We start from the raw sequence: 14,785 nt of genomic DNA, 5'->3' as shown, positions 1-14,785 counted from the left end.
TTGAAGAACAGAGGCTACACTGGAACTAGCTATTATATACGATAGGAGAAAGTGCCATGAAGCCATTGCAAATATCACCGGAAACCGCATTAAAGTTATCCAAGTCACTAAACTTGCCTTTAGAGCAAATCATGCATATGCCTACACCCGTTTTGCTGAGAAAGCTTGCCGAGGCTGAAGCAAAAGAAAAAGGAAATACAAAATAGCTGCAGGAATCTGCAGCTATTTTTGCATTTCCTTTTCTGTCATCTATGGAATCCTGCCAGTAACTAATTAAATACTCTTGCCTTATAAATCGGCATATAACATGCCTTCTTTATATTGTAAATAATCCCCACTTAACCGACTGAGCTGGATGATCTCATACCCATAAATATCCTTTTGAGCCAATAATGACAATAGCACCTCGTACTCCCTTTTAACATCTCGTTTTCCGTAAATCCTCACAATAAATAATTTCAGAACCTTGCTAAAAAATACCAAAATCACTAATATTCTTCTGCTACTTTGTGATATTTAGCTTAGGAATCAAATAAGCAAAAAAACCGCACATAGGCGGTTTTTAATTGAAAGTCAATTCTTTTGCCCAATCAGGCAAAGGCTTTTTCTTGACTGATATTAATTGTTCATTTTCATAGGTACAGACGAATTCTTGTGGTGGTTCATCCTGTAATATATCTTTTAGGTAATACTTTATGTTGGACACAACATCAATTGCCTCCATAACCCATTGATATGGCTTCCAGGCAAGTTCCCCTTCATCACAGGCAGATAGCCCGCCCCCTGCATCTTCAGCTCTGTAAACATACATTCCACCCGTTTGATTCCATGTCACGATTCCTCGAAAGGCCATCCCCCTTACTTTCAATCCAGTTTCTTCAAGAATTTCGCGTTCCATCGATTCATCGATGGTTTCATCTTGTTCTATCTTCCCGCCTATGCCATTCCATTTATGCTTATTGGGATTCTTTTGGCGAAATAACATCAACACTTCGACTTCGTTGAATTTTTTTCGAGTTATGAAACAAATATTATAGATAATATCCATGGGTTAAATCCTTTCTTGAACGCACATTATTCGCATCTACTTCATAATTACTTTATACTTAAATAACGAACCTCTAGGAAGGAGAATGAGTATGAAACTGACCATTTCCGATCAAGCAGCTAAGTGGTATATTGATGAGCTGGGGCTTCAAGAAGGCTCTCATTTACGCTTTTATGTAAGATATGGCGGGCATAGTACCGTCCAAAGCGGCTTTTCATTAGGTATCATGCAGGAAGAACCTGAAACTGCAGCAGCCGCAACAACTATGAATGAGATTAATTTTTATGTAGAAGAAAAGGATTTATGGTACTTTGATGGTCACGATTTACTTATTACTTTTAATGAAAAACTGACTGAACCAGAATTTCACTATGAAAAGAGTGCTTGACAATAAAGCAGCGGTGTAACCGCTGTTTTTTCTTGTTCAATCGAGCAGACGCTCTTTAATATCTTCCGCTCTAAGAATTTCCGCTTGCTTTTCCCCTAAAAGATCGAAATGTGAATAGCCATCCTTCCTGTGATGAATCCACTCTTTTTTAAGCCCGTATTGCTTACCCCACTCCGATAAACGCCGTAAATCTTTGCATCCCACTTTTGTAACCGTCTTGCAACCGGGAAATCGGTCATCCAGCCAATAATGAGTTAAAAAAGCAATTTGGCCTTGATCGATTTTCTGCTTCCAGGCTACTACGTCTACCCGTTTAATCCCAAAAGCCATCTTTTGATCACCTCAATAATTATAATTAAACCAATTCATCCTGCTTTTTATTTTTCTCATAGGCCTCATGCCATTCAGGATACATGCGTTTAATGGATATCGGGCGGAAGCTCTCCTTTTTAACGCAAACGTGGGAAGAATGACCTGTAGCCGCCACTTCATTTCTCCCATTAACGATCTCATACCCATAAACGACCCGCAAGCCGTCATATTTTTCAATCCAGGTTTTAATTTTTACCTTATCACCATATCTAACAGGGGTTTTATACGAAGCCTGAATATCCATAACAGGTGAGAGGATGCCATCCGCTTCCATATCAGCATAATAAAACCCTAAATCATTTATCAATTTTGTCCTGCCTAGTTCCATCCATATTAAATAATTCGCATGGTAAACAACACCCATTTGATCTGTCTCTGCATACCGCACTTCAATTTCGTTTTCAGCTATGAACATTTTGTTTCCCCACTTTCATTTCTATTGCAATAAACATTTTACCATAACAATTGTGCAAATTTCATTTAAGCTGTCTTAATCTGGACTGCTTCCCTTCAATGAACCTAAATAAAAGAGGAGAAAGATTTCTTGCCTCTTTCTCCCCTTTACCTAGTTGTTTACATATTATCGTTACTATAACCGCTTTCCCGTGCTTCCTGCTCATCTTGCATTTCTTCCTTCATTCCATCAATGCTCTTTCTTCTTCGTTCATTTTTAGCCTGAATTGCCTGTTTTTCCTCCCCTGAAGAGAATGATAACGTTTCATTTGCTGCGATAATGTTCTCTTCCGTATTTTCTATTGCATCTTGAATTTTTTCAACATTATCCAAACGATTATCCGGATTGTGCTTATTTGTGCCCATTAATTTCACCTCATGTTTTTTTATTTACATAATATTATTACGATTACTTTATTAAGCCTTGATTACTCGCCTTTAGTTTGAATGACCTGAGGATGTTTCCCGGATTTGTCCTGCATTTTCTTACCGTTATTCCCACCTGCTGCTATTGGTTGTGTCCCTAGATGGCTCGGTCTAAAGTGTTTGGAATCTTTTTTTGGATTACCCATTTTATCGCCTCCTTCTCTTATCCTTCTCTTATCATGGATAAAAAAGAGGAAATTCATGAATGCCAGTTTTTGAAAAAGCCATGAAAAAAGAGCCAGCACCTAGAAGGGACCTTCATGGCACTGGCTCTTTTTAAGCATAAACCTATTCAGCCTTTTGCATATGTTTTTTTTCAAGACGTTCCTCAAGTCTTTCCATTTGCTTAACGTCCATCAATAATTCCCTTTTATTTTCTTTAATTAATTCTTCAAATGTCCTTTTTCTTTTTTTCATACTTTTCACCTACTTATTTTTAATATAATTTTCAGTATTGCCAAATTAACGTAAAATTATGACTATATGGTTTACATCCCTTTAATTGTCATAATTATCAGATTTTTAAACAGATTAAAATTCCATTTATCCGCTCTCTATACTTTAACCCTTTTTTCATGAACATTAACCATAATTTTTTAAATTTTTTGATTTTTTCATTAAAGTTTGACAACTTTGTTAACAAATAATAAAACGGAACTTCATAAGGGTTCAGTCAGAATGTAGACTAACCTCGATGAAAATCGAGGTTGTCTACAGTTTTTTTGGTTTGTACAATGTACGTTGATTTCCTCTCCAGGCACTCGCTTTCCGCGGGCGGTCCTGGAGCCTCCTCGGCGCCTTTGCGCCTGCGGGTCTCCCCTGGACTCGCTTTTCCCGCAGGAGTCTCGTACCTTCCGTTCCAATCAACTTTGTTTTAACTTTTAGATAGAACCCTTTTGCCTAAAGTCTTCACTGCCTTAAAATAGAATTAATAAAACTTGAGGTGATGAGGATACTTTCTAAACATGATTCTATTCAGCGAGATCGAACTGGAAATGATTACTTTATACTGGTGCCACGTAAAATGGAGGCTGCCATTGACAAAAGGGTTCGGAATTTTTTAATTCCGCCCCCCTCTTGTCTACAAACTGAAACGGAACCTTTATAGGTTCCGTTTCAGTTTGTAATTTTCCGTCCGACTGCCGCCAAGTCTCCTAGCCCCATGCATCTAGCCGGGTTTGGTCACCGAGTTTCGCTAATTCCTTCAATACTATTGGAACTTCATAAAGTTCCCCTACTGCATACTATTTATATTTCGTTCCATATCTTTTAATTGCATGGCTGAAATTACCTTATTCCTGATGATGCCTTGTTTGTCGATGAAGTACGTTGTCGGTATGCTAAGAATCTTGTAGCGCTCATTCACTGGATTTTTGGCACTTTGACTGTCCAGCGGTATGGTAAAAGTAATTCCATTATCCTCTACAAATGCTTGTACATCATTTTCAGGGTCAATATTGACGGCAAGTACGACGACATCATCACCCGCTTGCTGTGTATATTTCTCCATATCCGGCATTTCCTTCTTGCAAGGCGGACACCAGGTTGCCCAAAAATTCAGCATTACCTTTTTGCCCTTATAATCCGATAATTCAACTTGTTTCCCATCCAAAGTTTTCAGGGAGAAATTCGGTGCTTTAGCTCCAATTTTCAATCCGCCCAAAGCATCTTTTTCGTTATTTTCCTTTGAGTCATTATCCATCGCCTGCACAATCGCTACAGTAATAAGTGATAGTAAGGCCACCGAAGCAATAATTTTTTTAAACATACTCGTCCCCCTAGTCCCATTACAATAAAAATATTAGTCCATTTCCAGAAATAGAACAACTTCCCTATTCCATCTTAACAATAAAAGGACCTCCGGAAAAGTGCAATTCCTTTAAATCATAACATGATATCACATTGTTTCATAAACTTGACACAAAAAAAGCGGTAAACCTGATAAGTAGGTTTACCGCTTCCTAAAAGCTGAAATTAGCCTTTTAATTTATTACGTAATACCATTTGAAGGATACCACCGTGACGGTAGTAGTCGATTTCGATTTCGGAATCGAAACGAACAAGTACATCAAATTCTTTTACGTTTCCAGCTTCATCAGTAGCTGTAACTGTTACGATATCACGTGGTTTAACTGTTTCGTCGATTTTAACTGCAATCGCTTCTTTACCAGTCAATCCTAGTGTTTCAGCGTTTTCGCCTTCTTTGAATTGAAGAGGAAGAACACCCATTAACGCAAGGTTAGAACGGTGAATACGTTCGAAGCTTTCAGCGATAACTGTTTTGATGCCAAGAAGGTTAGTACCTTTTGCAGCCCAGTCACGAGAGCTTCCCATACCATAGTCTTTACCAGCAATTACAGCAAGACCTGTTCCATCAGCTTTGTATTTCATACAAGCATCATAGATAGCCATTACGTCGCCAGTTGGCCAGTAAGTAGTGAAACCACCTTCTGTACCTGGAGCAACTTGGTTACGGATACGAATGTTAGCGAATGTTCCGCGCATCATTGCTTCATGATTACCACGACGAGAACCGTAAGAGTTAAAGTCACGTGGTTTCACTCCGTTTTCACGAAGGTAAATACCAGCTGGTGTATCTTTACCGATTGCACCTGCAGGTGAAATGTGGTCAGTTGTTACTGAGTCACCGAATTTACCTACTACGCGCAAGCCGGAAAGCGGGTTAACGGAACCTGGTTCTGGTGATAATCCTTCAAAGAATGGAGGATTTTGAATGTATGTTGATTTAGAATCGAAAGCATAAATCGCTTCGTTGCTTGTTTGGATTTCATTCCAACGTTTGTTATCGTTGAATACTGTTTCGTATTCTTTACGGAATAATTCCGGTGTAACTGTTGCTTTAACAGCAGCGTTAACTTCTTCTTGTGATGGCCAGATATCAGCAAGATATACATCGTTACCATCTTTGTCTTTACCAAGAGAATCATTGTTAAGATCGAAGTCCACAGTTCCAGCAAGAGCATAAGCTACAACCAAAGTAGGTGAAGCAAGATAGTTTGCTTTTACAAGTGGGTGAATACGACCTTCAAAGTTACGGTTACCAGAAAGTACTGAAGTTACTAATAGATCTGCTTCAGCAACAGCTGCTTCGATTTCATCAGCCAATGGACCTGAGTTACCGATACATGTTGTACAGCCGTAACCAACTACGTTGAATCCTAATTGATCAAGGTATGGTTGAAGACCTGCATCACGAAGGTAACCAGTAACAACTTTAGAACCTGGTGCCAATGATGTTTTTACATAATCCGGAACAGTCAAGCCTTTTTCAACTGCTTTTTTAGCAATAAGACCTGCCCCAAGCATTACGTATGGGTTAGAAGTATTTGTACAGCTTGTGATTGCAGCAATTGCGATCGCACCTGTTTTCATTACCGTTTCTTTACCATCGGCAAATTTAACAGTTACTTCTTTATCCAATTCAGAATTGTCCATGCCGAAACCTTGGTTACCCATAGGTGCATTGATAGCATCATGGAAAGATTGTTTCATTTGAGAAAGTGGAATCAAATCTTGCGGGCGTTTAGGGCCTGAAAGGTTTGGTTCAATTGCTGAAAGGTCGATTTCCACAACATCATTGTATGCTGGATCTTCGTTTTCAGGAGAGTAGAACAATCCATTTTCTTTGCAGTAAGATTCAACCACTTTAATTTGTTTTTCATCACGGCCTGTTAAACGCATGTAATCGATCGCTTCTGCATCGACAGGGAAGAAACCAACTGTAGCACCATATTCAGGAGCCATGTTAGCGATTGTTGCACGGTCAGCAAGTGGAAGGTATCCTACTCCAGGACCGTAGAACTCAACAAACTTACCAACTACGCCGTGTGCACGAAGAACTTGAGTCACTTTCAATGCAAGGTCAGTAGCTGTTGTTCCTTTAGGAAGTTGACCAGTCAGTTTTACACCGACTACTTTAGGTACCGGGAAGTATGAAGGCTGTCCAAGCATGCCTGCTTCTGCTTCGATACCGCCGACGCCCCAACCAAGAACACCAATACCGTTGATCATTGTAGTATGAGAATCTGTACCGAATACAGAGTCAGGGAATACTTCAAAATCGCCGTTTGGAGTTTCAACTGCATGCACTACGTTCGCAAGGTACTCAAGGTTAACTTGGTGAACGATACCAGTTGCTGGTGGAACCGCACGGTAGTTATTGAATGATTTTTGAGCCCAGCTTAGGAACTGGTAACGCTCTGCATTACGTTCGAATTCAAGATCCATATTGGCATCAAGGGAATCGATTGTACCTGCTTTATCAACTTGTACAGAGTGGTCAATTACAAGGTCAACTGGAATTTCCGGGTTGATTTTGTCAGGATCTCCACCAAGTGCAGCGAATGCATTACGTAGAGAAGCTAAATCAACAACAACTGGAACACCAGTGAAATCTTGTAGGATAACACGAGATGGTTTGAAAGGAACATCTATATCTTGTTGCTCGCTTGTTCCCCATTTAGCAAGGTTCGCAACATGTTCTTTTGTGATTACTCTTCCGTCTACTTGGCGAAGTACCGCTTCAAGTAACACTTTAATGGAATATGGAAGGCGAGATACTTGGCCGTCCCCTGCTTTTTCAATAGCGTCTAGGCTGTAGTAGTTGTAGCGTTTCCCTTCAATTTCAAAGGACTTACGCGCTTGGTATACGTCATTTTTCGTCATGAATATTACCCCCTATTAAACTGTCAGAACGTATTCTGCACATAAAAGTAAAACCTGGTTCACTGAAACCATGTTTACTATAAATATAAGTAAAAAAGTTAGTTTGTCGAATTTTCTCTCTCTTCTCCCACCCTAACTCTTCCTTCAACTTAATACTAATATAGAAATGAGTATAAGTAAATAACAAGAAAGTTATTGTTTTTGATAAGTTTCTCTTATAGAAAAAAATCCCCCACATATTAAAGTGCATTTAGGAAGCGATGCTGATATGAGTTTTATTGAAAATACCCTTATTTATGGGCTGATAAATTATTCCAACAAAACATATTAGTACTTCATACATAATCATTCGACATTATCGCATTCTATGGGTGGAGGTGTCGAAATGACAAAACAAAAGGCAAATCATGTTATACCGGGTATGAATGCTGCAAAAGCGCAAGGTAATGGGGCTGGATACAATGATGAATTGGGAAATGAACCACCATTATCGGAAATGCAAAGGCAAAACAATAAAAAAAGAAAGAAAAACCAATGATTTCCCTCATTTCTAGGCTTTAAACAGGATAGGCTTTTTGAAATGGCAGTTGTACTGCATTTTTCAAAAAGCCTATTCCATTCTAAAATCAGGAAACGCAAAAGTAAAACGCACAAAAGACGATAGAACCTGTCACTCAATAGTCCTCAGAATTCACCTCATTGACGATCGACTGAATATCCTGTTCGAATTTCCTCAATTGTTCTTTCTGATGTTCGGAAGCGGTGACTAAAGCTGATTGTATTTGCTGATAGGCCTCGTTCACTTCCTGCTTCACATGTTTCAATTCCGTTCCGTAATTCGGTGCGTTCTTCTCAATGGATGAGTATACATCAAATACTTGCTGATAACTTTGCTGGGCTTCCTGGAAAGCCCTTCGCTTATCTTGTTTATCCTGCATTTGGTTCAGCTCCTTAAATATAGTGTCCATCAATAGCATGTACGAGGTTTGCAAATATATGTATGTGAATAAAATTTCACGGACTGATTATCTTAAGAGATAGGAGGGATCGAACATGAACAAAAACGATGGTAAAGATATTCGAAAAAATGCTCCTAAAGGAAATAATCCAGGTCAACCTGCACCGTTAAGCGGTTCTCATAAGGTGAAAAACAGACAGCATTCCCGTCAGAAGCATAATAGCAGTCATGATATGTAAGCTGCTTAAATAATCGTTCCATAACGAAGCGGTGCCGCCCCAAAAGGCAGACACCGCTTTCGTTTTATATTTGTGCAGCAAATAAATCACATGGAAAATGTTCGATACCTTCCTATTATAAGGGCGTCTTTTTTGGGCACTCTTTCACGGTTTAAACGTGAATTTCAAGTCCGTGCCAATCCATTTCAGCCAAAATAACGATGATATAACGTTTTTGCCTCTGCAATATCTTTTGTTCCATGAATCAACGCCCGTCCGTCTTTAAAAACGACTAACCGATGGGTTCCAATGGTAAATGAAAGTAAATAAGGATTCCTGTCGATCTTACCACCTTGTGCGATAAGATTATTTTCAAGTTCCGCCAAGTCACTTTCAACCTTCATTGCCGGCCGAATCTGGACAGAATCCCTTCCGCATAAAACGGCTGTCTTTGTTCGATTTGAATAAGAGAGGTGGGGATACGTTCGATTTGACCCGCAGGACAAACAAGTATCCTTTTTTAATTTCGCTACATTTATGGATGAATGTTCATTTTTCCAAAGATCAAATGAAACGATTTTGTTTCTCAGCGATGCATGATCTTCGACAAGGATTTTTAAAGCTTCCGCCATTTGATGAGCAACGACCGTTTGAACGGCAGGGCTGATGATTCCCGCCGTATCACAAGTCAGTCCTCCCATCGGGACCGTTTCCAGCAAACAATTCAAACATGGGGTCGTCTCCGGAATCACCGTGTAACTTATCCCATAACTCCCTACACAGGCACCATAAATCCAGGTGATTTTATATTTTTGTGCAGTATCGTTAATAAGCATCCTCGTGTCGAAATTATCAGTGGCATCCAATATCAAATCCACGCCTTCAATAAGCTTCGCCAATTCATCAACCGATACATCCGCCACAAATGAATTTACGATAACGTCCGAATTTAGCGCTTGCAAACGATTCTTTGCTGCCACTGCTTTCGGTATTCTTTTTTGTGCATCTTCTTCACAATAAAGCTGTTGTCTTTGAAGGTTGCTCCACTCTACATAATCCCTGTCCACAATGGTGAGTTTCCCAATTCCGGCTCGTACAAGACCTTCCGCAGTTCCCGTACCGAGAGCACCCGCTCCAATCACCAAAACGTGCTTTTTGCGAATTTTCATTTGCCCTTCTGCTCCAATTGGACCAAAAAGTTCTTGACGTGAATAACGCTCATTCATCCAATGCTCAATCCTTCAACTGGGCTGCTTGCTATCGCGTAATCATTTTTTTCGATTCTTCCTGCTTCATACCCCAATCGACCTGCCTCAATGGCAAGTTTCATTGCTTTCGCCATTTTGACGGGGTCTTTTGCTCCCGAAACAGCAGTGTTAAGCAATACGCCATCCGCTCCTAATTCCATGGCGATAACCGCATCGGAGGGAGTTCCAATCCCTGCATCAACAATTACCGGAACCTCAGATTGTTCCATGATGAAGCGTAAGTTCAGTGGGTTTATAATGCCCTGACCAGAGCCAATTGGTGAAGCTCCAGGCATGATTGCATGGCACCCCACTTCTTCCAGGCGTTTAGCGAGCAACACATCATCCGAAGTATAAGGTAATACGGTGAATCCGAGTTTCACTAATTCTTCAGCAGCTTTCAATGTTTCAATCGGATCAGGCAGCAAAGTTTTTTGACAGCCAATGACTTCTACCTTAATCATGTCACATAAGCCAGATGCCTTTGCTAGATGGGCTATGCGCACTGCTTCCTTGGCTGTTTTAGCTCCTGCTGTATTGGGAAGGAGTGTGTACTTTTTCAAATCAAGCTTTTCTAAAAAATTGGGCTGGCTGGCTTCAAAAATGTTCATTCTCCGGACCGCAAATGTTAATATTTCCGTCCCCGAAACCTCCACTGATTGCTTTTGAACATCGAAATTTGGATATTTTCCAGTACCTAATAGTAATCTTGAAGAAAATTCATACGAACCAATCTTTAACATAATCATCCGCCTCCTACAAAATGTACAATCTCTACCTTGTCTCCATTTGACAAAAGTGTTTCACTTAAACTCTCTTTTGCTAATATTTCATCATTCAATTCAACAATCACTACTTTTTGATGTAAATTAAAGTGTTGCAAAAGCCCTGTAACTGTTGATTCATCGGCAGGAATCCGTATTTTTTCGCCGTTAATGACCAATTCCAATTCATCCACCTCCATTAAGAAAAAAGGGTCTGTATCGAACGATCCAATCGAAAAGCGGACCATTCGGGATTTGTCTTCCCTTCTAAAATATCCGCTATAAGTACACCTGTAATTGGAGAAAGCAGGATGCCATTCCTGTAGTGCCCCGTTGCAATGAAAAGTCCTTTGCATGCCGGATGTTCACCAAAGTACGGCAAGCCGTCCCCAGTTTGTGGGCGTATACCTGCCCAGGTCTTTTCCAATTCGGTCCCTTTAATCGCCGGAAGCAATTGCGTTGCTCTTTCTATTAAAGTAGAAATCCCGTCAAGACTTACCTTTTGATCGAAAGTGCCCGCCTTAACCGTTGCCCCGACAATGATTCTTCCGCCTACTTTGGGCACAAGATAGCAGCCATGCGAGAAGACCGTTTTTTCAAGCAATGGACGTTCGGTCAGGACGGAAAAGCACTCTCCCTTTACAGGATAACTGTCTAGTTTCATCCCTGATTTTTCAAGGAGGAAAGCACTCCAAGCCCCACCTGCCACGATGACATTTTCACATGAAAATGCACCTATGTTCGTCACCACTCCCGTTACACTTCCGTTTTCAGTAACTAAGTCGGAGACATGAACAAATTCCTTTATATCTACACCAAGGGCAGCGGCAGATTCAGTAAAAGCGAGCGACAGCCTAGTGGCTGAAACTTGTCCATCCTTAGGAATGAACATGGCTCCTTTAATCTCATCCGAAAGAAGCGGTTCCGTTTTCCTTATTTCGGCAGTCGATAGCCATTCAGCCTCAAGTCCCGCATCTTGCTGGCCTCTAATCATGTTCTTCAACTCGGCTACCTGATCATTCGTTAGCGCCACCTTGAACATGCCCTTGTTCACTAATTCGATGTCTATTCCACTTATATCTTTTAATTCTTCCGCCAGTGCAGGAAACATCCCCCTGCTTCGGCTTGCCAATGTAAAAAGCGGGTTATCAGCATCCAACTCGGCTTGTGCCCCTAACATCCCGGCTGCAGCACTGGATGCTTTGCTGGCAAGTCTATCTTTTTCCAATAAAAGGACCTTTTTACCTCGTTTGGCTAATTGAAAAGCAATGGATCCACCTATTACTCCTCCCCCAACAATGATTGCATCATATATGGAATTCATCTTATGTCTCCTTTCCCAAAGACTTCGAATATTCTTTAACGGCTTCAATCGGATTTTCAGCTTCAAGAACCCCTGACATGACCGCAATTCCACGTGCCCCTGCATCCAGCACGATTTGGCAATTGAAAGGTGTTATTCCGCCTATCGCAATTATCGGAAGATTGACATTTCTTGAGATTGCATGAAGCTCCTCAACTCCCCTAGGAGGAAGGCCGATTTTTGAATCCGTTTCAAAAACATGTCCATATATCGCGTAATCGGCCCCTTTGCTGAATGCGGCATTCGCTTCATCCATGGAATGGATCGAACAGCCAACATTCATCCCTGGAAAAGCTCCTTTTACAACTCCCGCATCTAAACTATGAAAAGCCAATTGCACACCAAATACTTTGTGTACCCAAGCTACATCCACCCGATCATTAATGATGATCTTAGAAAGCGGGATCTTATTATCATGTAGCAGGGTCACTGCTCGATAAAGTTCCGATGCACTCATATGCTTTTCCCTTAGATAAAAGAAATCAACATGTTCCTGAATGTTTGAAGCGATTTCCACAAACTTTTCAATTGGCTGTTTCCCAGTAGAAATAATATGCAATTCATGTGCATTCATACTAAGGACTCCTAACAAGTAAAGTTACAATCTCATAAAATCAAATAGAAACTAACGGGAATTGAATCGACAGATAAAAGCCGGCCAACAACAGGATGATAAAATACAAAATGAAACCATGGTCCTTTTTTGAAAACCCAAACTCATAATAGAATGTTCGTTCTCGTGTGTCTGTAAATCGCTTTGCTTCCATCGCAACCGCGATTCGGTGAGCACGTCTTATGCTTCCGGATAACAACGGGATGGAATAGGCTTTCATTTTAAAATATAACGCTTTTATCCCTTTTCCCCTTTCGAAGCCGCGTACCTTCATCGCGTTTCGTATCGTTTGGAACTCCTCCATCATGATGGGAATCAGCCTTAATGCCGCCATGAAACTATAGGCATATTTCGGTTTAAGCTTAACTTGCTGCATTAACGAATAAAACAAGTTCACTGGCCTCGTAGTTAAGGAAAAAGTTAAGCCAAGAACCGCAAAGAACAAAGCTCGAAAGCCTACCAGTAATCCCCTCATGAAACTTTCTTCAGTAATCGATATAAGGCCCCACTCAAACCAAAGCGTCTCACCTTGCCCGAATAATATCATTGCAGAAGAGGTGGATATAAAAATGAAACAAAAGGGAATCGACAAAAGTAAGATGCGTTTTATCGAATGCCCGGTAAAAAACAAAAATAAAAGTAATACGCCAATGGTGATATTCAACATATAATTCAGGTCATGAATGAATAACGCCACGATGCATAACACAATCAGTACACCAAGTTTAAGGCTTGGATTAATTCTATATAGCCATGTTTCTGCATTTGAATCATTCATCTACATGACACTCCTTTTAACTTTGGTCTCCACAAATCCTGATTGCACAATGTTTTCATCACTTATTACGTTTCCATCCTTAACCGTCCAGATCCTGGTTGCAAAGTTTTTTGAAATATGATCATCATGAGTTACCATGATCACTGTTATTCCACGCCTTCGATATTCCTCAAACCATTCCAGTAATGCAAAGGTATTTTTCGAATCTTGGCCAAAGGTTGGCTCATCCAGGAGAATGATTTTTTTGTCTATTACGATTGAGGCGGCTACGCTTAAGCGACGCTTTTGACCCATTGATAATTGAAACGGGTGTTTATCCCGATGTGCCTCCAGGCGGAACACTTTAAGCAATGAGCGGACTCTCTCATCTATTTCTTGTTGCGGCCTTTTATCAATTCGCAATGAATAAGCAATCTCTTCGTATACAGTATTTGCAACGAACTGAAACTCAGGATTTTGAAAGACAAACGTCATATGATCCGTTGGATTTTTCACCTTTTTAATCGGTGTTCCCAATAATTCATACTTACCATTCGTTTTTATGAACTGCATCAGTGCATGCAAAAGTGTACTCTTCCCCGCGCCATTTTCACCCCTGATTACAATCCATTCACCTGAATGGACCTTCAGCTCGTCAACCTTGATTTTTTCCTCTTTATTCCGAAAACCGCTAAAGCCTTGCACATTCATAAGAGGTGAATCATCTGTAAATGGGTGTTCCCGAATCGGTGCATAATTCTGTATATATTCACCCCAAACACCTGGAAACCAAATTCCAGATTCCTTCATTTCATTTTTATATAGTGAAAGAATGGTGTCTCTTGGACCATCAGCTATGATTTGACCATCATCGTTAAAAAGCACGATTCGTTCGATGAATTCTAAAACATGGTCAATTTTATGCTCGACGATAATAACCGTTTTGTCTCGTCCGACTTCCTTCAGCAATTCCCAGATTTCTTTCGTTCCTTCCGGATCAAGCATGGCGGTTGGCTCATCTAAAAATATCACTTCTGGTTCAAGGGCCAATACTGAAGCGATTGCCAGACGCTGTTTCATCCCGCCTGATAATGTTTCAATACTTGTATGGCCCAAGTTCAAACCTACTTTAAGGAAATGATTTTGAATCTTCTCTTTCATTTCTTCTTTAGGGACGGAAAGATTCTCAAGGACGAAGGCAATTTCCTCATCGGCAAATGGCATGCAAAACTGACTATCAGGATCTTGAAAAACATACCCCCACGAAGAAGGGCATTTCAATTTTTCCGCTTTCATCGGTACTTCGATGGAATTCGGAATCAATCCGCTTAACACTTGTAAAAGGGTCGACTTACCACAACCTGATGGCCCCAACAATAGCACTTTTTCTCCTTGATCAAACGTTAATGATAGGTCCTTGAATATCAAAGATTCATCACCGGGATATTTCATTCTTAACTTTTCAACAGAAACGATTGGTTCCATGGCCCTC

The 14,785-nt window shown here is 40.4% G+C and carries 21 protein-coding genes; 4 read left to right on the top strand and 17 right to left on the bottom strand.

All coding sequences use genetic code 11. The features are described 5' to 3' along the window. Window positions 1-56 precede the first annotated feature (56 nt). Window positions 57-206 carry a YycC family protein gene (locus tag ACSR9O_RS06595; protein WP_065310839.1) on the top strand — a complete coding sequence of 50 codons (150 nt, stop codon included), beginning with the start codon at window positions 57-59 and terminating at the stop codon, window positions 204-206. 82 nt (window positions 207-288) lie between these two features. Here the strand turns inward: ACSR9O_RS06595 and ACSR9O_RS06590 are convergent, their stop codons facing one another. Together ACSR9O_RS06590 and ACSR9O_RS06585 are read right to left on the bottom strand one after the other, a co-directional pair. After that, complete coding sequence (locus ACSR9O_RS06590) at window positions 289-405, bottom strand: PadR family transcriptional regulator (RefSeq protein WP_260357511.1); 117 nt, start codon at window positions 403-405, stop codon at window positions 289-291. A 157-nt stretch (window positions 406-562) separates the two neighbouring features. Beyond that, the gene (locus ACSR9O_RS06585; RefSeq protein ID WP_230176394.1) at window positions 563-1,048 is read right to left on the bottom strand and encodes an NUDIX hydrolase; all 486 of its coding nucleotides are present in this window, start codon (window positions 1,046-1,048) and stop codon (window positions 563-565) included. 91 nt (window positions 1,049-1,139) lie between these two features. Between ACSR9O_RS06585 and ACSR9O_RS06580 the strand changes: the two genes are divergently transcribed. Then, a complete protein-coding gene (locus ACSR9O_RS06580) occupies window positions 1,140-1,436 on the top strand; it encodes a HesB/YadR/YfhF family protein (protein ID WP_101221899.1) in 297 nt (98 codons plus the stop codon). Between the two features lie 36 nt (window positions 1,437-1,472). Here the strand turns inward: ACSR9O_RS06580 and ACSR9O_RS06575 are convergent, their stop codons facing one another. The 7 genes from ACSR9O_RS06575 to acnA form a co-directional block, all read right to left on the bottom strand. Next, window positions 1,473-1,766, bottom strand: coding sequence for a hypothetical protein (locus ACSR9O_RS06575; protein WP_101221898.1), 294 nt, complete (start codon window positions 1,764-1,766; stop codon window positions 1,473-1,475). A gap of 25 nt (window positions 1,767-1,791) precedes the next feature. Continuing rightward, entirely contained in the window at window positions 1,792-2,223 is a 432-nt protein-coding gene (locus tag ACSR9O_RS06570; protein WP_230176395.1) for an acyl-CoA thioesterase, read from the bottom strand. A 158-nt stretch (window positions 2,224-2,381) separates the two neighbouring features. Further along, window positions 2,382-2,627 (bottom strand): small acid-soluble spore protein Tlp, encoded by a 246-nt coding sequence (gene tlp / locus ACSR9O_RS06565; RefSeq protein WP_230176396.1) that lies wholly within the window; start codon window positions 2,625-2,627, stop codon window positions 2,382-2,384. Between the two features lie 62 nt (window positions 2,628-2,689). Continuing rightward, window positions 2,690-2,833: an acid-soluble spore protein N gene (locus tag ACSR9O_RS06560; protein WP_057275900.1), complete on the bottom strand. Its 144-nt coding sequence runs from the start codon at window positions 2,831-2,833 to the stop codon at window positions 2,690-2,692. A 142-nt stretch (window positions 2,834-2,975) separates the two neighbouring features. After that, window positions 2,976-3,104 carry an FbpB family small basic protein gene (locus tag ACSR9O_RS06555; protein WP_072272906.1) on the bottom strand — a complete coding sequence of 43 codons (129 nt, stop codon included), beginning with the start codon at window positions 3,102-3,104 and terminating at the stop codon, window positions 2,976-2,978. Between the two features lie 817 nt (window positions 3,105-3,921). Beyond that, window positions 3,922-4,455, bottom strand: coding sequence for a TlpA disulfide reductase family protein (locus ACSR9O_RS06550; RefSeq protein ID WP_230176397.1), 534 nt, complete (start codon window positions 4,453-4,455; stop codon window positions 3,922-3,924). 206 nt (window positions 4,456-4,661) lie between these two features. Then, window positions 4,662-7,373, bottom strand: a complete 2,712-nt coding sequence (acnA, locus tag ACSR9O_RS06545; protein ID WP_101221896.1) for an aconitate hydratase AcnA — start codon at window positions 7,371-7,373, stop codon at window positions 4,662-4,664. A gap of 385 nt (window positions 7,374-7,758) precedes the next feature. Here acnA and sspO point away from each other — a divergent pair, with 385 nt between their 5' ends. Beyond that, window positions 7,759-7,911, top strand: coding sequence for a small acid-soluble spore protein SspO (sspO, locus tag ACSR9O_RS06540; protein WP_034312428.1), 153 nt, complete (start codon window positions 7,759-7,761; stop codon window positions 7,909-7,911). A gap of 136 nt (window positions 7,912-8,047) precedes the next feature. On the opposite strand, the gene ACSR9O_RS06535 is transcribed toward sspO, so the two are convergent. Continuing rightward, window positions 8,048-8,311 (bottom strand): hypothetical protein, encoded by a 264-nt coding sequence (locus ACSR9O_RS06535; protein ID WP_137018480.1) that lies wholly within the window; start codon window positions 8,309-8,311, stop codon window positions 8,048-8,050. 115 nt (window positions 8,312-8,426) lie between these two features. Here ACSR9O_RS06535 and ACSR9O_RS06530 point away from each other — a divergent pair, with 115 nt between their 5' ends. Beyond that, the gene (locus ACSR9O_RS06530; protein ID WP_083450736.1) at window positions 8,427-8,570 is read left to right on the top strand and encodes a small acid-soluble spore protein P; all 144 of its coding nucleotides are present in this window, start codon (window positions 8,427-8,429) and stop codon (window positions 8,568-8,570) included. Window positions 8,571-8,755: 185 nt separating this feature from the next. On the opposite strand, the gene ACSR9O_RS06525 is transcribed toward ACSR9O_RS06530, so the two are convergent. The 7 genes from ACSR9O_RS06525 to ACSR9O_RS06495 are packed head-to-tail and all read right to left on the bottom strand — an operon-like array spanning window position 8,756 to window position 14,778. Next, window positions 8,756-9,775, bottom strand: coding sequence for a thiazole biosynthesis adenylyltransferase ThiF (locus tag ACSR9O_RS06525; RefSeq protein ID WP_491724162.1), 1,020 nt, complete (start codon window positions 9,773-9,775; stop codon window positions 8,756-8,758). After that, complete coding sequence (locus ACSR9O_RS06520; protein ID WP_101221893.1) at window positions 9,772-10,539, bottom strand: thiazole synthase; 768 nt, start codon at window positions 10,537-10,539, stop codon at window positions 9,772-9,774. The genes ACSR9O_RS06525 and ACSR9O_RS06520 overlap by 4 nt, the downstream gene beginning before the upstream one ends. Before the next feature lie 2 nt (window positions 10,540-10,541). Then, window positions 10,542-10,745 carry a sulfur carrier protein ThiS gene (thiS, locus tag ACSR9O_RS06515; protein WP_101221892.1) on the bottom strand — a complete coding sequence of 68 codons (204 nt, stop codon included), beginning with the start codon at window positions 10,743-10,745 and terminating at the stop codon, window positions 10,542-10,544. Between the two features lie 14 nt (window positions 10,746-10,759). Beyond that, window positions 10,760-11,884, bottom strand: a complete 1,125-nt coding sequence (gene thiO, locus ACSR9O_RS06510) for a glycine oxidase ThiO (protein ID WP_491724161.1) — start codon at window positions 11,882-11,884, stop codon at window positions 10,760-10,762. A gap of 1 nt (window position 11,885) precedes the next feature. Next, a complete protein-coding gene (tenI, locus tag ACSR9O_RS06505; protein ID WP_230176401.1) occupies window positions 11,886-12,497 on the bottom strand; it encodes a thiazole tautomerase TenI in 612 nt (203 codons plus the stop codon). Between the two features lie 40 nt (window positions 12,498-12,537). Beyond that, window positions 12,538-13,314, bottom strand: a complete 777-nt coding sequence (locus ACSR9O_RS06500) for an energy-coupling factor transporter transmembrane component T family protein (protein ID WP_491724160.1) — start codon at window positions 13,312-13,314, stop codon at window positions 12,538-12,540. After that, a complete protein-coding gene (locus ACSR9O_RS06495) occupies window positions 13,315-14,778 on the bottom strand; it encodes an ABC transporter ATP-binding protein (RefSeq protein ID WP_491724159.1) in 1,464 nt (487 codons plus the stop codon). Window positions 14,779-14,785: the final 7 nt, after the last annotated feature.

This window comes from Peribacillus sp. B65, from assembly GCF_058513295.1.
The sequence above is the reverse complement of the archived record's forward strand: the minus strand, read 5'-3'. Positions and strand labels throughout refer to the sequence as shown.